Origin of the sequence: Pseudomonas sp. StFLB209 (assembly GCF_000829415.1) — a bacterium.
Lineage (GTDB): Bacteria > Pseudomonadota > Gammaproteobacteria > Pseudomonadales > Pseudomonadaceae > Aquipseudomonas.
In genome coordinates, this window is sequence record NZ_AP014637.1 from 747,452 (window position 1) to 767,387 (window position 19,936).

The 19,936-nt window shown below is 62.4% G+C and carries 15 protein-coding genes and 1 pseudogene; 14 read left to right on the top strand and 2 right to left on the bottom strand.

Translation table 11 applies throughout. From position 1 onward, the window contains the following. Nucleotides 1-16 precede the first annotated feature (16 nt). From PSCI_RS03480 to PSCI_RS03525, 10 genes and pseudogenes are all read left to right on the top strand, one after another. Complete coding sequence (locus tag PSCI_RS03480; RefSeq protein WP_045482870.1) at nucleotides 17-2,581, top strand: TonB-dependent receptor; 2,565 nt, start codon at nucleotides 17-19, stop codon at nucleotides 2,579-2,581. Between the two features lie 113 nt (nucleotides 2,582-2,694). Further along, on the top strand, nucleotides 2,695-3,315 hold the full coding sequence (locus PSCI_RS03485) for a biliverdin-producing heme oxygenase (protein WP_045482873.1): 621 nt from the start codon (nucleotides 2,695-2,697) through the stop codon (nucleotides 3,313-3,315). A gap of 53 nt (nucleotides 3,316-3,368) precedes the next feature. Then, nucleotides 3,369-3,841 (top strand): annotated as a pseudogene (locus PSCI_RS03490) (YbaN family protein). Nucleotides 3,842-3,902: 61 nt separating this feature from the next. Further along, on the top strand, nucleotides 3,903-4,259 hold the full coding sequence (locus PSCI_RS03495) for a DUF5064 family protein (protein ID WP_045482878.1): 357 nt from the start codon (nucleotides 3,903-3,905) through the stop codon (nucleotides 4,257-4,259). 97 nt (nucleotides 4,260-4,356) lie between these two features. Then, a complete protein-coding gene (locus PSCI_RS03500) occupies nucleotides 4,357-5,874 on the top strand; it encodes a sigma-54-dependent transcriptional regulator (protein ID WP_045482881.1) in 1,518 nt (505 codons plus the stop codon). A 258-nt stretch (nucleotides 5,875-6,132) separates the two neighbouring features. Further along, entirely contained in the window at nucleotides 6,133-6,516 is a 384-nt protein-coding gene (gene gcvH / locus PSCI_RS03505; protein WP_045482884.1) for a glycine cleavage system protein GcvH, read from the top strand. Between the two features lie 10 nt (nucleotides 6,517-6,526). Continuing rightward, complete coding sequence (gene gcvP, locus PSCI_RS03510) at nucleotides 6,527-9,391, top strand: aminomethyl-transferring glycine dehydrogenase (RefSeq protein WP_045482887.1); 2,865 nt, start codon at nucleotides 6,527-6,529, stop codon at nucleotides 9,389-9,391. Between the two features lie 81 nt (nucleotides 9,392-9,472). Continuing rightward, on the top strand, nucleotides 9,473-10,597 hold the full coding sequence (gene gcvT / locus PSCI_RS03515) for a glycine cleavage system aminomethyltransferase GcvT (RefSeq protein ID WP_045482889.1): 1,125 nt from the start codon (nucleotides 9,473-9,475) through the stop codon (nucleotides 10,595-10,597). A gap of 400 nt (nucleotides 10,598-10,997) precedes the next feature. Continuing rightward, nucleotides 10,998-11,210: a cold-shock protein gene (locus tag PSCI_RS03520; protein WP_010220199.1), complete on the top strand. Its 213-nt coding sequence runs from the start codon at nucleotides 10,998-11,000 to the stop codon at nucleotides 11,208-11,210. 103 nt (nucleotides 11,211-11,313) lie between these two features. Beyond that, nucleotides 11,314-11,805, top strand: a complete 492-nt coding sequence (locus tag PSCI_RS03525; RefSeq protein WP_045482891.1) for an RDD family protein — start codon at nucleotides 11,314-11,316, stop codon at nucleotides 11,803-11,805. Nucleotides 11,806-12,015: 210 nt separating this feature from the next. On the opposite strand, the gene lptG is transcribed toward PSCI_RS03525, so the two are convergent. Continuing rightward, nucleotides 12,016-13,077 carry an LPS export ABC transporter permease LptG gene (lptG, locus tag PSCI_RS03530; protein ID WP_045482893.1) on the bottom strand — a complete coding sequence of 354 codons (1,062 nt, stop codon included), beginning with the start codon at nucleotides 13,075-13,077 and terminating at the stop codon, nucleotides 12,016-12,018. After that, nucleotides 13,070-14,191, bottom strand: a complete 1,122-nt coding sequence (lptF, locus tag PSCI_RS03535) for an LPS export ABC transporter permease LptF (RefSeq protein ID WP_045482896.1) — start codon at nucleotides 14,189-14,191, stop codon at nucleotides 13,070-13,072. The genes lptG and lptF overlap by 8 nt, the downstream gene beginning before the upstream one ends. A gap of 311 nt (nucleotides 14,192-14,502) precedes the next feature. On the opposite strand from lptF, the gene PSCI_RS03540 reads away from it, so the two are divergent. The 4 genes from PSCI_RS03540 (at nucleotide 14,503) to PSCI_RS03555 (ending at nucleotide 19,898) form a co-directional block, all read left to right on the top strand. After that, the gene (locus tag PSCI_RS03540; RefSeq protein WP_045482899.1) at nucleotides 14,503-15,993 is read left to right on the top strand and encodes a leucyl aminopeptidase; all 1,491 of its coding nucleotides are present in this window, start codon (nucleotides 14,503-14,505) and stop codon (nucleotides 15,991-15,993) included. Between the two features lie 60 nt (nucleotides 15,994-16,053). Beyond that, entirely contained in the window at nucleotides 16,054-16,482 is a 429-nt protein-coding gene (locus PSCI_RS03545) for a DNA polymerase III subunit chi (RefSeq protein WP_045482903.1), read from the top strand. Between the two features lie 7 nt (nucleotides 16,483-16,489). Beyond that, complete coding sequence (locus PSCI_RS03550; protein WP_045482906.1) at nucleotides 16,490-16,918, top strand: hypothetical protein; 429 nt, start codon at nucleotides 16,490-16,492, stop codon at nucleotides 16,916-16,918. A 133-nt stretch (nucleotides 16,919-17,051) separates the two neighbouring features. After that, nucleotides 17,052-19,898 carry a valine--tRNA ligase gene (locus tag PSCI_RS03555; protein ID WP_045482909.1) on the top strand — a complete coding sequence of 949 codons (2,847 nt, stop codon included), beginning with the start codon at nucleotides 17,052-17,054 and terminating at the stop codon, nucleotides 19,896-19,898. Nucleotides 19,899-19,936 lie beyond the last annotated feature (38 nt).

The window sequence follows — 19,936 nt, forward strand, 5'->3', positions numbered from 1 at the left end:
CCAGGGAGCCCTTTCGATGCCATCCGCCGCACTACCCCGCTCACGTTTCGCGCTGTCCTTGCTCAGCGTGGCCATGCTGAGCGCCGGCCTGCCCGCCATGTCGGTGCTCGCCGCCGAAACCGCACCCGCCAGCCAGCGCAGTGCCGGCCAGTACTCGTTCAATATCGCCCAGCAACCGCTGGTGGCGGCACTCAACGAATTCAGCCGAATCACCGGCTGGCAGGTCGGCGCGCCTTCGGAGCTGACCCGTAACGTCACCACGGCGGGCGTGCAGGGTTCGCTGGCCCCCGAGCAAGCACTGGAGCGCCTGCTGGCCGGTAGCGCACTGGGCTATCGCACCATCAGCCCGCAGAACGTGGTGCTGCAGCGCCGCGCCAACGGCAGCGTGCTGGCGCTGGATCAGACCACCATCAGTGCCACCCGCCAGTCACAGGACATCAGCACCGTGACCAGCACGGTCAGCGTGCATACCCGCGAGCAACTGGACCGCCACAACGTCAATAACATTCGCGACCTGGTGCGCTACGAGCCAGGCGTTTCGGTGGGCGGCGCAGGCCACCGGGCGGGGACCAACGGCTACAACATTCGCGGTATCGATGGCGACCGGATCCTCACCCAGGTCGATGGCGTCGAGGTGCCCGACCGCTTCTTCAGCGGCCCGTACGCCCAGACCCAGCGCAACTACGTCGACCCGGAAATCGTCAAGCGCGTCGAAATTCTCCGCGGCCCGGCTTCGGCCCTGTACGGCAGCAGCGCCATCGGTGGGGTGGTCAGCTACTACACCCTGGATGCCGACGACATCATCAAACCAGATCGTGACACCGGCGCACGCCTGAAGACCGGCTACAGCTCGGCTGACGACAGCTGGCTGACCTCCGCCAGCGTCGCCGGTCGCTACAACGACTTCGATGCGTTGCTGCATGCCAGCCAGCGCAACGGCCATGAGACCGAGTCCTACGGTGGCACCGGCGGCAATGGCCTGGCGCGCACCGAGGCCAACCCGCAAGACGTGCGCTCGACCAACGTGCTGGCCAAGCTGGGCTGGAACTACGCCGATGATGCACGCCTGCAACTGACCTATGAGCGCTACAAGGACGACCGCGACACCGACCTGAAAAGCGCAGTGGGCGGGCCGTTCACCAATGGCGCCGGGCTGGGCATGTACCAGTCGCGGCTGGGCAACGACACCATCACCCGCGAGCGCTTCGGTCTGGAACACCGCTTTGCGCTGGACAGCCTGCTGGCCGACAACCTCAAGTGGAGCCTGAACTACCAGAACGCCAAAACCTCGCAGGGGACTGAAGAGCGCTACTTCCCGTTCTCCCGCGATGTCTATCGTTTCCGTGACACCACTTATCAGGAAAAGCAGTGGATCTTCGATGCCCAGGCCGACAAGGCCTTTGCCCTGGCTGAGACCGACCACCTGTTGACCTACGGCACGACCCTCAAGCAACAGAAAGTCACCGGCCTGCGCAGCGGCTACGGCATCTGTGCCCGAGTACTGGGCGCCTGCCGCGCCGTGGGCGCCGAGAGCACCGCCGACCGTCTGGTGCCGACCAGCGATTTCCCGGACCCGACCATTACCAGCTACGCGCTGTTCGCCCAGGACCAGATCAGCTGGAACAACTGGACCTTCACGCCGGGCGTGCGCTACGACCACACCCGCCTGGATCCGAAGCTGACCCCGGAGTTCATCAACTCCCTGAACCTGGCCAGCAACGGGCAGGCCAGCGGCGACGACAAGACCTGGCATCGGGTCTCGCCCAAGTTTGGCGTGACCTACGCGATTGACGAACAGTACACCTGGTACGGCCAGTACGCCGAAGGCTTCCGCACCCCATCGGCCAAGGCCCTGTTTGGCCGCTTCGACAACCCCAACGCCGGCTACTCGGTCGAACCCAACCCGAATCTGGAGCCGGAAAAGAGCAAGAGTTTCGAGACCGGCCTGCGTGGCCGCTTCGACGCCGGTTCGTTTGATGTCGCAGTGTTCTATAACAAGTACCGCGACTTCATCAACGAGGACGCGCTGAGCCCCGGTTACAACGAGATGACCTTCCAGTCCAGCAACATCCGCCACGCCACCATCAAGGGTGCGGAGTTCAAGGGCCGTCTGGATCTGGGCCACTTCGGCGCGCCACAGGGCCTTTATAGCCAAGCGTCGCTGGCCTGGCTGCAAGGCCGCAATGACGACACTGGCGAGCCGATCAACAGCGTCAACCCGCTGACCGGGGTGTTCGGCCTGGGCTATGACCAGGATAACTACGGGGGGCTGTTGAGCTGGACCCTGGTCAAGCGCAAGAACCGCGTCGATGACAGCAACTTCCACACCCCCGATGGCGTTTCCAGCCAGTTCAAGACCCCGGGCTTCGGCGTGCTGGACCTGACCGGTTACTACAAGGTCACTCAGGACGTGACACTCAGCGCGGGCCTCTACAACCTGACCGACAAGCAGTACTGGCTGTGGGATGACGTGCGCGGCTACGACGGCGTCGGTGAAGCCGGGGTGACGGCCCCCGCCAACCTCGACCGGTTGACCCAGCCGGGGCGCAACTTCAGCGTCAACCTGGTGTGGGACATCTGACTGCCAGTGGCTGGCTGAACAAATGCCGCACGTTGTGCGGCATTTTTTTACGTGGCCCAAGCAGCCCACTCGTCTATTCAACAAGCCCTGAAATTTCTCGCAAGGAAGATTCGATGACAACCGATACCCCGAGCCGCGAGCTTCGCTCACAACGCCTGAACAAGATCACCCACGCACCACACGAGAAGCTCGATCACGCGGTCAAGGCCCATGCGCCGTTTGCCACCCTGAGTAGCTACACACGCTTCGTGGTTGCCCAGTATCTGTTCCAGAGCGAACTGCAAACGCTGTACCGCGACCCGCAACTGATCGCCCTGATTCCAGACCTGGCCCAGCGTTGCCGCGCCGAACAGGCCGCCGCCGACCTGCAAGACCTCAATACCGAACTGCCGGTCGGCGTCGCGGGTGCGGTACAGCAACCCGGCGTTGCCCAGGCGCTGGGCTGGCTGTTCGTCTCGGAAGGTTCCAAGCTCGGTGCGGCGTTTCTGATCAAGCGCGCTGAAGCGCTGAACCTCAGCCATCAATTCGGCGCGCGTCACCTGGGCGAGCCCGAGGGCGGTCGTGCCGCCGGCTGGAAAGCCTTTACCCGGATTCTCGACGAGCTGCCCCTGAGCGCCAGCCAGGAAGCCGAACTCGACCAGGGCGCGCTGGCGGCGTTCGAGCGTTTTGGTGTGCTGCTGGAGCACGCCTACGCCGGCTCTGCGGCACCTCAGGCTGACGTGGCTCAGGCATGACAGCAGGGGCAAGCCTTGGCGGGGCTGCTGCGCTTGCAACAACGCGGTTTGCGTTGCACCCGGCACAGCCCCTAAGCTGGCCGGGCTTTTGAACTCGCCGATCATGACCATGACCTACAAACCGCCCGGCTCCAGACTTTCACGCCTGCTTTACGGCCTGCTGGCTTACACCAGCCTGGCGATAGGCATCATTGCCATTTTCGTTCCCGGCCTGCCGACCACCGAGTTCATTCTGTTGGCCGCCTGGGCAGCCACCCGCAGTTCACCACGCCTCAATGCCTGGCTTGAGAATCACCGGCTGTTCGGGCCAATGCTGTACAACTGGCGCAATGGCCGGATGGTCTCGCGCGGCAGCAAGATCAGCGCGACGATCAGCATGCTGGCCTGCGCCATTTTGATGCTGAGCCTGTTCACCCACGTGTGGTGGCTGTATCTGGCAATCGCCGGCATGGCCATGGGCAACCTGTGGCTGTGGTCACGCCCGGAACCTGCCAGCAAGCCACCATTGACCCACGACAAGCGCTGAACCCGGATAGTCCGGTAGTGTCTATCCGGACACATTCATCTGCTTTGTGGGGAACGCCAGCATGTTCGAACCCGGCCATCTGCATCTCAGTCACAGCGCACTGCAAAAAACCGATCACAGCTTTGATATCCATCTGCGCTATCAACGCGTCGAAGACCCGGCGCTGGGCACCTGCATGAGTTTCGAGATGCAGGGCGAAATCGACGGCAAGCCGTTCAGCGAAACCTTCCAGCTGCCTCGCGACCTGGCCTTCAACTTTGCCCAGAACGCCAGCCGCATCGCCATCCGCCACGGCCTGCCCAACCCGGCCGGGCTGCCAATATCGCAACATCAGGACTACGACCGGATGTTCGAGGATATTCGCGCCCAATTGCATGCCCAGCCCGGCGAGCCGGTCAAACCGGAGCATCTGGAGTAGCCAGCCGACACCCGGTTGACCAGACAGCAACCGTACAGGACGTGCTGGCGATCACAAGGCATACTGGCGACCTCTTGAGCCTCCATGCCTGTTCATCATGCGCATCCATGTCTGCTTCATTGACCGTGTCGGTATCACCCAGGAAGTTCTGGCGATCCTCGGCAGCCGCAATCTGAACCTCGATGCCGTGGAAATGGTGCCGCCGAACGTCTATATCGACGCGCCGACGCTCAGCCCGAAGATGCTTGAAGACCTCAAGGACGCGCTGTTTCGGGTGCGCGGCGTCGAAGCCATTACCGTGGTCGACATACTGCCCGGCCAGCGTCGCCACCTACAGCTCGATGCGTTGCTGGCCGCCATGACCGACCCGGTGCTGGCACTGGACAGCGAGGGCCTGGTATTGCTGGCCAACCCGGCGCTGGTGGCGCTGATCGGTCGCGAGCCGGTGGGTGAGCCGGTGGGCACACTGCTCAACGACCCCGACCTGCAAGCCAGCCTGCGCGACAACGGCTTTCGGCTGCCCATGCGCGAAATCACGTTGGGCGGTGAAGCGCTGCTGCTGGAAACCACCCCTATCACCGAAGCCGGTGGCCTGCTCACCCTCTACCCGCCCAGCCGTATCGGCGAACGCCTGTCGGCCCTGCACCACGACCACGCTGAAGGCTTCGACGCGCTGCTCGGTGATTCTGCGCCCATCCGCACCCTCAAGGGCCGCGCCCAGCGTGTCGCAACCCTGGATGCACCACTGCTGATTCGCGGCGAAACAGGCACCGGCAAAGAACTGGTGGCCCGCGCCTCCCATGCCAGCAGCGCCCGGCATGGCGAGCCGTTTCTGGCATTGAACTGCGCCGCATTGCCTGAGAGCCTGGCCGAGAGCGAGCTGTTCGGCTACGCGCCGGGTGCATTTACCGGCGCCCAGCGCGGCGGCAAGCCGGGGCTGATGGAACTGGCCAACCGTGGCACGGTGTTTCTTGACGAGATCGGCGAGATGTCGCCCTACCTGCAAGCCAAACTGCTGCGTTTTCTCAGCGATGGCAGCTTTCGCCGGGTGGGCGGCGACCGGGAAATCAAAGTCGATGTACGCATCATCAGCGCCACCCACCGCGACCTCGAAAAGATGGTCGCCGAAGGCAGCTTTCGTGAAGACCTGTTCTATCGCCTGAACGTCCTCAACCTGCACGTGCCGCCGCTGCGCGAGCGCGGCCAGGACATTGTGCTGCTGGGGCGCTTTTTCATGCAGCAGGCCTGCACTCAGATCCAGCGCCCGCTCTGCCGCCTGACTGGCGAGGCGCAAAGCGCATTGCTTGGCTACCGCTGGCCGGGCAATGTGCGGCAATTGCAGAACGTCATCTTCCGCGCCGCCGCCGTCAGTGAAAGCTGCCAGGTGGAACTGGCCGATCTGGATATCGCCGCGACCGCAGTCGCCGGCCAGCCCGTCGAGACCGTCGGCAGCCTGGAACAGGCAGTCGACGGGTTCGAAAGGGACCTGCTGTTGCGCCTGTACGCTGACTACCCCTCGACGCGCCAACTCGCCAGCCGCCTGGGCACTTCCCACACCGCAATTGCCCACCGCCTGCGCAAGTACGGCATTGGTCAACAGACGACACGCACCTAGCCGTATCGAAATCAATACACCGTAACGATTTAAATACAGAGCCACCCTGAGCACCCATCTGCAAGGCCGGCAACCGTTGCCTGCGACGCCTGCCAGCAACCTCGTATCGAAATCGTTACAGCGCAATAAGCCAATTTCCTTCAAAAACCATCAAGCCTTTGATTTATATACAAAAAATTTAATTGGTCAGAAACTTGCTAGATGAGCGACATAGGGCATGCCCATGCAGCATGCCGTCGCCCCCCCCCAGGAGTTTTTATGAGCGAGTTGCGATTCACCGTTGAACACGAATGGCTGAGAACCGAAGCCGATGGCAGCATCACAGTCGGTATCACGCCTTATGCCCAGAATTCGCTCGGTGACGTGGTCTTTGTGCAACTTCCCGAATTACAGACCTACACTCAACACGCCGAAGTGTCGGTGGTGGAGTCGGTCAAGGCCGCCAGCAGCCTGTACATGCCCCTCGATGGCGAAGTGGTCGAGGTCAACCAGGCGCTTAGCGAGACCCCTGAGCAGGTCAACGAGGACGCTCTGGGTGCCGGATGGTTCTTCCGCTTTGTGCCGGCCGACGCCAGCGCCATCCATACTTTGCTCGATCAGGACGCGTACGACCGCCTGATCCAAGCCAACGCCGAAGCCTGAGGAGCACGTCATGAGTGATCGCATCGAGCTCAGCACCAACAACGAATTCATCGACCGGCACATCGGCCCGCGTGCAGCGGACGAGGCGGCCATGCTGCAGACGCTGGGCTACGACTCGCTGGAAGCACTGACTGCCAGCGTGATTCCGGAGAGCATCAAGGGCAGCAGCGTGCTGAACCTGCCGGCCGGGCAAAGCGAAGCTGACGCACTGGCGTCGCTCAAAGCCATTGCCGGGCAGAACCAGCTGTTCAAGACCTACATCGGCCAGGGCTACTACAACACCCATACACCAGCACCAATCCTGCGCAACCTGCTGGAAAACCCGGCCTGGTACACTGCCTATACCCCCTACCAGCCAGAAATTTCCCAAGGCCGCCTGGAAGCGCTGCTGAATTTCCAGACCCTGATCAGCGACCTGACCGGCCTGCCAATCGCCAACGCCTCCTTGCTTGATGAAGCCACTGCCGCTGCCGAAGCCATGACCTTCTGCAAGCGCTTGAGCAAGAACAAGGGCAGCCAGCAATTCTTTGCCTCCATCCATTGCCACCCACAGACCCTCGACGTGCTGCGCACCCGTGCCGAGCCGCTAGGCATCACCGTGGTGGTGGCTGACGAAGCCGAGCTGGGCGATGTCAGCGATTACTTCGGCGCCTTGCTGCAATACCCGGCCAGCAATGGTGATGTGTTCGACTACAGCGAGTTGATCGCACGCTTGCACAGCGCCAATGCGCTGGTGGCCGTGGCTGCCGACCTGCTGGCGCTGACCCTGCTGACCCCGCCCGGCGAGTTCGGCGCCGACGTGGCGATCGGCACCGCCCAACGCTTCGGCGTGCCGCTGGGCTTCGGCGGCCCGCATGCGGCGTACTTCTCGACCCGTGATGCGTTCAAGCGCGACATGCCCGGCCGTCTGGTCGGCGTCTCGGTCGATCGCCACGGCCAGCAAGCCCTGCGCCTGGCCATGCAGACCCGCGAGCAACATATCCGCCGCGAGAAAGCCACCAGCAACATCTGCACCGCGCAGGTGCTGCTGGCCAATATCGCCAGCATGTATGCCGTCTACCATGGCCCGCGCGGCCTGACCCGCATCGCCAACCGCGTGCACCGCCTGACCGCGATTTTCGCCGCCGGCCTGAACCCGCTGGGCCTGAAAGCCGAGCAGGAGTTCTTCTTCGACACCCTGACCCTCGCCACCGGCGCACGCACCGCTGAACTGCATGGCCGCGCCCGCAGCCACAACGTCAACCTGCGCGAGGTCGACAGCACGCACCTGGGCCTGTCGTTCGACGAAACCACCTCCCCGGACGACATCAAAGCCCTGTGGGCGCTGCTGGCCACTGACGGACAGGCGCTGCCGGACTTTGACAGCCTGGCAGCCAGCGCCACCTCGCGTCTGCCCCACGGCCTGCTGCGTCAGTCGGCGATTCTCGATCACCCGGTGTTCAACCGTTACCACTCCGAAACCGAGCTGATGCGCTACCTGCGCAAACTGGCCGACAAGGACCTGGCGCTGGACCGCAGCATGATCCCGCTGGGCTCGTGCACCATGAAGCTCAACGCCGCCAGCGAAATGATCCCGGTGACCTGGGCCGAATTCGGCAACCTGCACCCGTTCGCCCCGGTCGAACAAAGCGCCGGCTACCAACTGATGACCGACGAACTGCAGGCCATGCTCTGCGCGGCCACCGGCTACGATGCTGTGTCGCTGCAGCCCAACGCCGGCTCGCAGGGCGAATACGCCGGCCTGCTGGCGATCCGTGCCTATCACCAGAGCCGTGGTGACCAGGACCGTGACGTATGCCTGATCCCGTCCTCTGCCCACGGCACCAACCCGGCCACCGCCCAGATGGCCGGCATGCGCGTGGTGGTGACCGCCTGCGATGCACGCGGCAACGTCGATATCGAAGACCTGCGCGCCAAGGCTGTCGAACACCGCGACAAACTCGCTGCGCTGATGATCACCTACCCGTCGACCCACGGTGTGTTTGAGGAAGGCATTCGCGAAATCTGCGCCATCGTGCATGACAACGGCGGCCAGGTGTACATCGACGGCGCCAACATGAATGCCATGGTCGGCCTCTGCGCACCGGGCAAGTTCGGCGGTGACGTGTCGCACCTGAACCTGCACAAGACCTTCTGCATTCCCCATGGCGGCGGCGGCCCGGGCGTTGGCCCGATCGGCGTCAAAGCGCATCTGGCGCCGTTCCTGCCGGGGCACCGTCATCTGGAACAGCAACAGGGCGCGGTATGCGCCGCACCGTTCGGCAGCGCCAGCATCCTGCCGATCACCTGGATGTACATCCGCATGATGGGCGGCGAAGGCCTCAAGCGCGCCTCGCAGATGGCCATTCTCAATGCCAACTACATTGCCCGGCGCCTGGAAGAGCACTATCCGGTGCTGTACACCGGCAGCAACGGCCTGGTCGCCCACGAGTGCATTCTTGACCTGCGTCCGCTCAAGGACAGCAGCGGCATCACCGTCGACGATGTGGCCAAGCGCCTGATCGATTTTGGCTTCCACGCACCGACCATGTCGTTCCCGGTGGCCGGCACGCTGATGATCGAACCGACTGAAAGCGAAGCCAAGGAAGAACTCGACCGGTTCTGCACAGCGATGATCGCCATCCGTGAAGAAATCCGTGCGGTGGAAAACGGCAGCCTGGACAAAGACGATAACCCGCTGAAAAACGCGCCGCATACCGCTGCCGAACTGACCGGCCAATGGGATCACCCTTACAGCCGCGAACAGGCGGTCTACCCGGTGGCTTCGCTGGTCGACGGCAAGTACTGGCCACCGGTCGGGCGGGTCGACAACGTCTACGGCGACCGCAACCTGGTCTGCTCCTGCCCGTCCATCGAGAGCTATCAGCAAGCCTGATCGTCTCGTTCACTTGCTTCTCTGGCAGGCCTGCCCCGGTTTTCCGGGACAGGCCCGCACATTCGCATCCAGGAATCGACCATGTCTGATCAACCGCTGCTGACCACCCCGCTGCACAGCCTGCACCGCGAACTGGGCGCCAAAATGGTACCGTTCGCCGGTTACGAGATGCCGGTGCAATACCCGCTCGGCGTCATGAAAGAACACCTGCACACCCGCGCCCAGGCCGGCTTGTTCGATGTCTCGCACATGGGCCAGATCCTGCTCACCGGCAAAGACGCCGCCCGCGCGCTGGAAAGCCTGGTGCCGGTGGACATCATCGATCTGCCGCAGGGCATGCAGCGCTATGCGCTGTTCACCAATGAACACGGCGGGATTCTCGACGATCTGATGGTTGCCCGGCTCAGCCCAGAGCAATTGCTGCTGGTGGTCAACGCCGCCTGCAAACAGCAGGACCTGGCGCACTTGCGTCAGCACCTGAGCGGCCAGTGCCAGATCGAAGAGCTGTTTGAGCAACGCGCCCTGCTCGCCCTGCAAGGCCCGCAAGCCGCCACAGTACTGGCACGCCTGGCGCCGCAAGTTGCCAGCATGACCTTCATGCAGTTTGCCAGCGTGACCATTCTGGGCAGCGACTGCTATGTCAGCCGTTCGGGCTACACCGGCGAAGACGGTTACGAGATTTCAGTGCCTGCCAGCGCCGCCGAAGCGCTGGCCCGGCGCCTGCTGGCCGAACCGGAAGTCGAGGCCATCGGCCTCGGTGCACGGGATTCACTGCGCCTGGAAGCCGGCCTGTGCCTGTATGGCCATGACATGAATAGTGACACTTCTCCCGTGGAAGCCAGCCTGCTATGGGCAATTTCCAAGGCTCGTCGCGCCGGTGCAGAACGTGCCGGGGGCTTTCCGGGGGCCGAGCGCATCTTCGCCCAACAGCAGGAAGGCGTGAGCCGCAAGCGCGTCGGTTTGTTGCCGCAGGAGCGCACTCCCGTGCGCGAAGGCACGCAAATCGTCGACGATCAGGGACGGGAAATCGGCCAGGTCAGCAGTGGTGGCTTCGGTCCAAGCCTGGGCGGGCCGCTGGCGATGGGCTATCTGGACAGCGCCTTCAGCGCTCTTGATACCCCGGTCTGGGCGCTGGTCCGTGGCAAGCAGGTGCCGATGAAAGTGGCAAAAATGCCTTTTGTTGCGCAACGTTACTTCCGCGGCTAAGCGCAGCGCCAAAAAACCAGCTGCATGCCTGCAGTCGTCACAGCTTTGTCGATGATCTTTCATGGTTCTGCAATAACATCGAATGGTCTGTTTTGTGCACCGCCCAAGTGCACAAAGCAGGCCAGATATGCGACTTGCCCCAAGCCGGTGAATTTTCTTTGGGTGCTGCTCAAGCCCTTTAAAATCCGGGGCTTCGCGGGGGCTTGTTTTTGTAACGAGAGTTGGCGTAGAGTGCCCTGACTGTGTTTGCATAGGTCGCTGAATCTGGACCTGGGCAGTAGCTCAAAGCTTTGCTACACCCGTTCTACGTTTCTTACTTCCTGCAACCAGCCCCAGTACTTTTTTGGCATTTCCGGCCGAAAGAGGCTGTCATTAATTCAAGCGTCAAGGAAATAAGAAAATGTCCCAACGTCAGAGCGGCACCGTTAAGTGGTTCAACGACGAGAAAGGTTTTGGTTTTATCACTCCTGAGAGCGGTCCGGATCTGTTCGTGCATTTCCGCGCGATTCAGGGCAACGGCTTCAAGAGCCTGAAAGAAGGCCAGAAAGTGACCTTCATCGCCGTGCAAGGCCAGAAAGGCATGCAGGCTGACGAAGTGATCGCAGAAGCCTAAGCAACTGCCTGATCGCCAAAAGCCCCTGGTATTGACTTACCAGGGGCTTTTTTATTGGCCAACCCCGCTACCATAAGTGCCTCTTCGTCAACGAGGCCTTGCCATGTCTACCCGCCTGCTCAAGCCTGAAGGCCCCTTCCCGCCCGCTGGCCTGTTACGCCGCCTCGCGGCGATCAGTTATGACTTGCTGCTGTGCCTGGCCGTGCAAATCGTCACTGCCTTTATGTACAAGTTGATCTGGATGGCTTTTGTCGGTGAAGCGCGCTTGCGTGAGCTGACCGAGTCCGGGGCAATGGATGGCGACCCTGTGCTGTCTTCGCTGCTGTTGCTGGTGACCTTTGCGTTCTTTGCCAAGTTCTGGACCCATGCGGGCCAGACGCTGGGCATGCAAGCATGGGGAGTGCGTGTGCAGAATGCCGATGGCAGCGCGATCAGTCTGACCCAGGCGCTGCTGCGCTTCATGGTGGCAATTGCCTCAGGGTTGTGTCTTGGGGCGGGGTTTGTGTGGGCGCTGTATGACAAGCAGGGGCGGACCTGGCATGACATCTATTCGAACAGTCAGTTGGTGAGATTGCCCAAGCGTACGGCTGGGTGATGTTCGGGTCGTTTGACAGCACTGGCGCAGGTGTTTTCGCCCGCCCTGCTTCGCCCTGGCGGGCGACAGGTTTGGCGTCGCCGCAGCCCAGTCAACTGCGGCAACGCCCTTTAACGTCAGCTACAGGCCAGCCAGATTCAGCGGTGATCCTGCACAGCAGCCGCCAGCAGAGCCGGCCTCCCACAAAAGGGCGTGCACTGACTGTTCAGATCAACCCGCCCTACGCAGCAGCCACACCCCGGCCAAGGCACAAATCGCCGCCGGGACCAGCACCGCAAACAACGGCGAGAAGCCAAACACCAGGCTCGACGGGCCGAGCAAATCCTGGGCGATGCGGAATACAAAGCCCACCAGCACACCGGTGAATACCCGCTGCCCAAGGGTCACCGAGCGCAACGGGCCGAAGATGAACGAAATCGCCATCAACACCAGCGCCACAGTGACCGCCGGTTGCAGCACCTTGGTCCAGAACGCCAGCCAGTAACGGCCGTTGTTGAGCCCCTGCTCAGCCAGATAATGCGCGTAGCTCCACAGCCCGGTGATCGACAGCGACTCCGGCGGCATGATCACCGTGCTGAGCAGTTGCGGGCTGAGGGAAACATCCCAGCGCTCATTCGGGGTCTTGATCACTTCGGTGTGTCCTTCACGGAAATGCGTGGTGCTGATGTCGCTCAGCTCCCAGTAGTTCTCGTGATAGCTGGCCTGGCGGGCGAAGCTGGCGCTCAGCATATGGCGCTGATCGTCGAAGCGATAACGGGTCACCCCGTACATCAAGCCATTGGGCTGGACGCTGTTGATGTGAATGAACTCATCACCCTGGCGGTGCCACAGGCCATGCTTGGCGCTCTGCGAGTTACCGGTGCCCTGTGCCAGCGAGCGGTCGGCCTGGGCCTTGCTCTCGGCGTAGGGCGCCACATATTCGCCAACCAATACGCCGACCAGCATCAGCGCCAGCATCGGCTTCATGACCGCCCAGACGATACGTCCGATGGACACACCGGCAGCGCGCATGATGGTCAGCTCGCTGCTGCTGGCCAGGGTACCCAGGCCGATCAGGCAACCGATCAGCGCCGCCATTGGCAGCATTTCATAGACCCGGCGCGGCGCAGTGAACAGTACGAACGAGCCGGCATCGAGCAACGTGTAGTTGTCACCCAGATCGCCCATTTCGTCGATGAAAGCGAACAGCGAGGCCAGCCCCAGGATAATGCCCAGTACGGCAAGGATCGCCATGAAGACGCTCTTGCCGATGTAACGATCGAGCTTAACCATGAGCCACCTCCCCGGCCGTGCGGCGGCCGGCCAGTTTCAGGCGTAACGGCTCCCAGTACATCAGCCCCACGCCGATCGCCAGAAACAGGGCGTGAACCCACCACATGCCCAGCGCCATGGGCAGCTTGCCCTTTTCAAGGGCGCCGCGAACGGCGATGAGTATCGTCAGGTAAGCCATGTACAGAAGAATCGCCGGCAAGAGTTTCAGGTAACGGCCCTGGCGCGGGTTGACCCGCGCCAGCGGCACCGCCATCAGGGTCACGATGAACACCAGGATCGGCAGCGAGATGCGCCAGTGCAGTTCGGCCTGGTAGCGCGGCGTGTCGTTGCCGAACAGCTCGCTGCTCGGGATCGCATCGCGTTCGGTGACTTCGGCACTGATTTCAGGCTTGGGCAGCATCGCACCATAGGTGTCGTACTGAATGGCCCGGTAATTGGCCTCGCCAGGGTTGCCGTCGTAGCGGTAGCCGTTCTCCAGCACCAGGAAGCGACTGCCGTCCGGGCGCACTTCCTGACGGCCCTTCTCGGCAACCAGTACGGTAATGCCCCGTTCCTCGCTCTTGTCGTCGGACATCCGCCGCTCGGAGATGAACACACCGCCCAACTGGGTGCGGTCTTCGGACAGCTCTTGGGTATAGGTGATGCGGGTGCCGTCGCGCAGGGCCTGGAAGCGGCCCGGCACCAGTGTGTCGAACTCGGTCAGGGCGTCCTGCTTGTTGATCAGCACGGCAAATTGCGAGGCACCCTGCGGTGCCAGGCTGAAGCTCAGCCAGGCCACCAGCAGCGCGACCAGCGTCGCCGGGCCCAGGGTAATCGCCAGCAGGCGTTGCTGGCTCATGCCGGTGGCCGCCAGCACGGTCATTTCGCTTTCCAGATACAGGCGTCCGTAGGCCAGCAGGATGCCCAGAAACAGGCCCAGCGGCAGAATCAACTGCAGAAACCCCGGCAGGCGAAAGCCCATGATCATGAACAGCACGCCAGGGTCCAATGCGCCGGAGGCAGCCTGGGCCAGGTACTTGATGAAGCGCCCGCTCATGATAATCACCAGCAGCACGGCGCTGACGGCGCTCAGCGTAACCAGCACTTCACGGGACAGATAACGAAAGACGATCAAACCAGACACTCCAGATTTGCCAGGCAGCGGCGGCCAGACAAGGAAAAAGACGAGCCACGGTAAAGGAATCATGCAGCAGGCTGCACGGTCCGGAAAAAATATGCGGCATTATCCTGTGATTGACTCCTTCTGTCACTTAACGACGGGGATAGTTCGTTCAGCCATCTCCTACAAATGCGTTACGGGGTTGTCAGCGGTTACATCGCAGGGTCAAACTGCGGGTCAGTCTATCCGCCAGACCTTTGACACAGGACGGCGCGTGCCACCTACCTCATTCATTTGCAAAGTTCACAGTCATTCGGGGACCCGACATGGAATTGGTTGTTAAAAGCGTTAGCCCAGAAACCCTGAAAACCGCAACGCTGGTTGTCGCCGTGGGCGAAGGCCGGACGCTGGGTGCGGCAGCCAAGAGTGTCGACGCCCTGAGCGGTGGCGCCCTGAGCGCCGTGCTCAAACGCGGTGACCTGGCCGGCAAGGTTGGCCAGAGCCTGCTGCTGCACAGCCTGCCGAACCTCAAGGCCGAGCGCGTGTTGCTGGTCGGTGTGGGCAAGGATGAAGAGCTGTCTGACCGTCAGTTCCGCAAGGTGATTGCCGGCATTCTCGGCACCCTCAAAGGTCTGGGCGGCAGCGATGCCGCACTGGCCCTGGACGAACTGAAGGTCAAGCACCGCGAAACCTACGGCAAGACCCGCCTGCTGGCCGAAACCCTGTTCGACGGCGGCTATGTCTTTGACCGTTTCAAGAGCCAGAAAGCCGAAGCGCGCAGCCTGAAGAAGATCACCCTGCTGACTGCCAAGGCCAGCACTGCGCAGGTAGAAAGCGGCGTGGCCCACGCCCGCGGCATCGCCAGCGGCATGTCGCTAACCCGCGACCTGGGCAACCTGCCGCCAAACATCTGCCACCCGACTTACCTGGGCGAGCAGGCCAAGGCGCTGGGCAAGGCGCACAAGAATCTCAAGGTCGAAGTCTTCGACGAGAAAAAACTCAAGGAACTGGGCATGGGCTCGTTCCTCGCCGTGGCCCAGGGCAGCGCGCAGCCACCACGCCTGATCGTGATGAACTATCAGGGCGCCAAGAAGAACGACAAACCCTTCGTGCTGGTCGGCAAAGGCATTACCTTCGACACCGGCGGCATCAGCATCAAGCCCGCCGCAGCCATGGATGAAATGAAGTACGACATGTGCGGCGCCGCCAGCGTATTCGGCACCCTGCGCGCGGTACTGGAGCTGCAACTGCCGATCAACGTGGTGGGCATCATTGCCGCAGCCGAGAACATGCCGAGCGGCACCGCGACCCGCCCTGGCGACATCGTCACCACCATGAGCGGCCAGACCGTCGAGATTCTCAATACCGACGCTGAAGGCCGCCTGGTGCTGTGCGACGCACTGACCTACGCCGAGCGCTTCAAGCCGCAGGCGGTCATCGACATCGCAACCCTGACCGGCGCCTGCGTGGTCGCCCTGGGCGCCCACACCAGCGGCCTGCTGGGCAACAACGATGGCCTGATCAACCAACTGCTCGATGCCGGCAAGCTGGCGGACGACCGCGCCTGGCAACTGCCGCTGTTCGATGAGTACCAGGAGCAGCTCGACAGCCCGTTCGCCGATATCGCCAACATCGGCGGCCCGAAAGGCGGCACCATCACCGCCGCCTGCTTCCTGTCGCGCTTCACCAAGAGCTACAACTGGGCACACCTGGACATCGCCGGCACCGCCTGGACCAGTGGCGGCAAGGACAAGGGCGCCACTGGACGTCCGGTTCCCCTGCTGACCCAGTACCTGCTGGACCGCTCGGGCGTTTGATCAACCTGCCGCGCCTGATGGGCCTGTATCAATGCGGGCGCGGCCGTTTGCGGAACTGACATGCCCCAGATCGACTTCTATATTTTACCCAGCCCGGCCAGCGAGGCCCGGCTGGACTTTGCCTGCAAGCTCACGGAGAAGGCCTGGCGGCTTGGCCATCGGGTCTACCTGCATTGCAGCGACGCCGCCCAGCGCGATGATCTCGACGCGCGCCTGTGGCGCTTCAAGGGCGAAAGCTTCGTGCCCCACGGCGATGCCGAAACTGACCACCAGGCCCCCGTGGTTCTGGGCCTGGGCGATGCGGCGGGCGAGCATCGGGATCTGCTGATCAACCTCGATTTGCAGATCCCGGCATTTTTCAAGCAATTTGCCCGGGTTGCCGAGGTCGTAATCGAAGACCCGGCTGTTCGCCAGGCGGCGCGGACCTGTTTTCGCACCTACCGCGAACAGGGCTATGCTCCGCAAGACCACCGACTACAGCGTCTTTGAGTAAACGATGGATACTTCAAAAAAAGCTGAATCCGCGCATCTGCTGGACGATCTCGAATCGATCCGCAAGCTGCTCGGCGACGAGAACCTGCAACCGCCCCTGCTGACCGAAACGGTTCACTACGAAGAACAGATCCCGTTGCTGTTCGATGTGGTCGAAAGCCAGCCCCAGCCGCCGGTACACCTTGCCGACCCGGCTGACGCTGCCCCCGCACAACAGGCTACAGCAGCGCTGCCCGCCGCCGAAGCCCCCACCCACGACGTACCGCCCAGTGTCGACGCCCTGCTGCACCTGGACAGCGAGCTGCGCTCGGCCGCGCAATTGATCATGCAGGACGTCATCAGCGACTTCGCCCCGCATATCGAAACCGAGATCAAGCGGCGTCTTGAAGCACGGCTGGAACGACTGCTGGCCAGCACCGGCAATAAAAACTGAGCCCAGCAACCCATAGCGGCTGATTCAACCCAATCGCCGCTTTGGGCCTGGCGCTTGCCACTGGTGGCTTGCAGCTCCACCACAGGGGTATACTTGCCGGTTTCCGAATCAATGCCACAGGTTCCCGCCGCGCATGGACAAGACTTACCAGCCGCACGCCATCGAAACTTCCTGGTACCAGACCTGGGAGTCCGAGAACTACTTCGCTCCGCAGGGCTCGGGTGACTCGTACACCATCATGATCCCGCCGCCGAACGTGACCGGCAGCCTGCACATGGGCCATGGCTTCAATAACGCGATCATGGACGCGCTGATCCGTTTCCGCCGCATGCAGGGCCGCAACACCCTGTGGCAACCAGGCACCGATCACGCCGGTATCGCCACCCAGATGCTGGTCGAGCGTCGCCTTGAAGCCCAAGGCCTGAACCGCCATGAACTGGGCCGCGAGAAATTCCTCGACAAGATCTGGGAATGGAAAGCCGAGTCCGGTGGCAACATCAGCCGCCAGATCCGCCGTCTGGGCTCTTCGGTGGACTGGTCCCGTGAGCGCTTCACCATGGACGACGGCATGTCGGCCGCCGTCCAGGAAGCCTTCGTGCGCCTCTACGAAGACGGCCTGATCTACCGTGGCAAACGCCTGGTGAACTGGGACACCAAGCTGCACACCGCGATTTCTGACCTGGAAGTGGAAAACCACGACGAGAAAGGTCACCTGTGGAACCTGCGTTACCCGCTGGCTGACGGCGCAAAAACCGCCGAAGGCAAAGACTACCTGGTGGTCGCCACGACGCGCCCGGAAACCATGCTGGGTGATTCGGCGGTGGCCGTTAACCCGGCTGACGAACGCTACCAGGCATTGATCGGCAAGTTTGTCGAGCTGCCGCTGGTAGGTCGTCGCATTCCGATCATTGCCGATGACTATTGCGACCCCGAGTTCGGCACCGGCTGCGTCAAGATGACCCCGGCCCATGACTTCAACGACTATGAAGTCGGCAAGCGTCACAACCTGCCGCTGATCAACATCTTCGACAAGAACGCTGTGGTGCTGGCCAAGGCCCAGGTGTTCAACATCGATGGCAGCCTCAACGAGAGCCTGGACAGCACCCTGCCCACGCAATTCGCCGGCCTGGACCGCTTCGAGGCACGCAAGCAGATCGTCGCCGCCTTCGACGCTGCCGGCCTGCTGGTCAGCGTCGATGACCACGCGCTGAAAGTGCCGAAAGGCGACCGCTCCGGCACCGTTATCGAGCCATGGCTGACCGACCAGTGGTACGTGTCGACCAAGCCTCTGGCCGAGCCTGCCATCGCCGCCGTCGAAGACGGCCGCATCCAGTTTGTGCCCAAGCAGTACGAGAACATGTACTTCTCCTGGATGCGCGACATCCAGGACTGGTGCATCAGCCGTCAGCTGTGGTGGGGTCACCGTATTCCGGCCTGGTACGACCAGTCCGGCAAGGTCTATGTCGGTCGCGACGAAGCCGAAGTGCGGGCCAAGAACAACCTGGGCGCCGACGTGGTTCTGAATCAGGACAACGACGTGCTCGACACCTGGTTCAGTTCGGGTCTGTGGACCTTCTCCACCCTCGGCTGGCCAGAGAAGACCGAAGCGCTGAAGACCTTCCACTCCACCGACGTGCTGGTCACCGGCTTCGATATCATCTTCTTCTGGGTTGCGCGGATGATCATGCTCACCATGCACCTGGTGAAAAATGACGACGGCACCGCTCAGGTTCCGTTCAAGACCGTCTACGTCCATGGTCTGGTACGCGATGGCCAGGGCCAGAAGATGTCCAAGTCCAAGGGCAACGTGCTTGACCCGCTGGACATCGTCGACGGCATCGACCTGGAAACCCTGGTGCAAAAACGCACCAGTGGCCTGATGCAGCCACAACTGGCCAAGAAGATCGAGAAGCAGACCCGTCAGGAGTTTGCCGAGGGCATCGCCAGCTACGGCACCGACGCCCTGCGCTTCACCTTCTGCTCGCTGGCCTCCACCGGCCGCGACATCAAGTTCGACATGGGCCGCGTCGAGGGCTATCGCAACTTCTGCAACAAGATCTGGAACGCTGCGCGATACGTGCTGGACAAGGGTGAAGACTGTGGCCAGAACGGCGAAGCCTACGAGCTGTCGCTGCCTGATCGCTGGATCATCTCCCAGTTGCAACGCACCGAAGCCGAAGTGACCCGCCAATTGGAGCAGTTCCGCTTCGACCTGGCCGCCCAGGCGCTGTACGAGTTCATCTGGAACCAGTACTGCGACTGGTACCTGGAGCTGTCCAAGCCCGTGCTGTGGGACGAGAACGCATCGGTCGAGCGCCAGCGCGGCACCCGCCGCACGCTGGTGCGCGTCCTAGAAGTCGCCCTGCGCCTGGCCCATCCGTTCATGCCGTTCATCACCGAAGAAATCTGGCAGCGCCTGGCGCCGCTGGTCGGTGCCGAAGGCAAGACCATCATGCTCCAGCCATGGCCGGTGGCCAACGAGACCCGTATCGACGAGGCCGCCGAAGGCGACATCGAATGGCTCAAAGGCCTGATGCTGGCGGTGCGTAACATCCGTGGCGAAATGAACATCGGCCCTGGCAAGCCGCTGCAACTGTTCCTGGGCAACAGCAACGCTGAAGACGTGCGTCGCCTGCACGACAACGAGCACCTGCTCAAAAAGCTGGCCAAGCTCGAGTCGATCACCGTTCTGCAGCCCGGTGCCGAAGCGCCGCTGTCGGCCACCGGCCTGGTGGGCGAAATGCAGGTGCTGGTGCCAATGGCCGGGCTGATCGACAAAGGCGCCGAGCTGGCGCGGCTGGACAAGGAAATCCAGCGTCTGCAAGGCGAAGTGCAACGCGTGGGCGGTAAATTGTCCAACGCCGCCTTCGTCGACAAGGCCCCTGCCGACGTGATCGCCAAAGAGCGCGCCAAACTGGCCGAAGCCGAACAGGCTCTGGCCAAGCTGGCCGAACAGCACGCCCGTATCAGTAGCCTGTAAGGCCTTGATACACCGAGCCAGCCCGTTCACGGGCTGGC

Excerpts from the sequence above, each read along its gene's own strand:
- PSCI_RS03480 (WP_045482870.1), top strand. The coding sequence starts at position 17 with ATGCCATCCGCCGCACTACCCCGCTCACGTTTCGCGCTGTCCTTGCTC.
- PSCI_RS03550 (WP_045482906.1), top strand. The coding sequence starts at position 16,490 with ATGGATACTTCAAAAAAAGCTGAATCCGCGCATCTGCTGGACGATCTC.
- PSCI_RS03540 (WP_045482899.1), top strand. The coding sequence starts at position 14,503 with ATGGAATTGGTTGTTAAAAGCGTTAGCCCAGAAACCCTGAAAACCGCA.
- PSCI_RS03545 (WP_045482903.1), top strand. The coding sequence starts at position 16,054 with ATGCCCCAGATCGACTTCTATATTTTACCCAGCCCGGCCAGCGAGGCC.
- PSCI_RS03495 (WP_045482878.1), top strand. The coding sequence starts at position 3,903 with ATGTTCGAACCCGGCCATCTGCATCTCAGTCACAGCGCACTGCAAAAA.
- gcvP (WP_045482887.1), top strand. The coding sequence starts at position 6,527 with ATGAGTGATCGCATCGAGCTCAGCACCAACAACGAATTCATCGACCGG.
- PSCI_RS03520 (WP_010220199.1), top strand. The coding sequence starts at position 10,998 with ATGTCCCAACGTCAGAGCGGCACCGTTAAGTGGTTCAACGACGAGAAA.
- lptG (WP_045482893.1), bottom strand. The coding sequence starts at position 13,077 with ATGGTTAAGCTCGATCGTTACATCGGCAAGAGCGTCTTCATGGCGATC.
- PSCI_RS03555 (WP_045482909.1), top strand. The coding sequence starts at position 17,052 with ATGGACAAGACTTACCAGCCGCACGCCATCGAAACTTCCTGGTACCAG.
- PSCI_RS03500 (WP_045482881.1), top strand. The coding sequence starts at position 4,357 with ATGCGCATCCATGTCTGCTTCATTGACCGTGTCGGTATCACCCAGGAA.
- PSCI_RS03485 (WP_045482873.1), top strand. The coding sequence starts at position 2,695 with ATGACAACCGATACCCCGAGCCGCGAGCTTCGCTCACAACGCCTGAAC.
- gcvH (WP_045482884.1), top strand. The coding sequence starts at position 6,133 with ATGAGCGAGTTGCGATTCACCGTTGAACACGAATGGCTGAGAACCGAA.
- gcvT (WP_045482889.1), top strand. The coding sequence starts at position 9,473 with ATGTCTGATCAACCGCTGCTGACCACCCCGCTGCACAGCCTGCACCGC.
- PSCI_RS03525 (WP_045482891.1), top strand. The coding sequence starts at position 11,314 with ATGTCTACCCGCCTGCTCAAGCCTGAAGGCCCCTTCCCGCCCGCTGGC.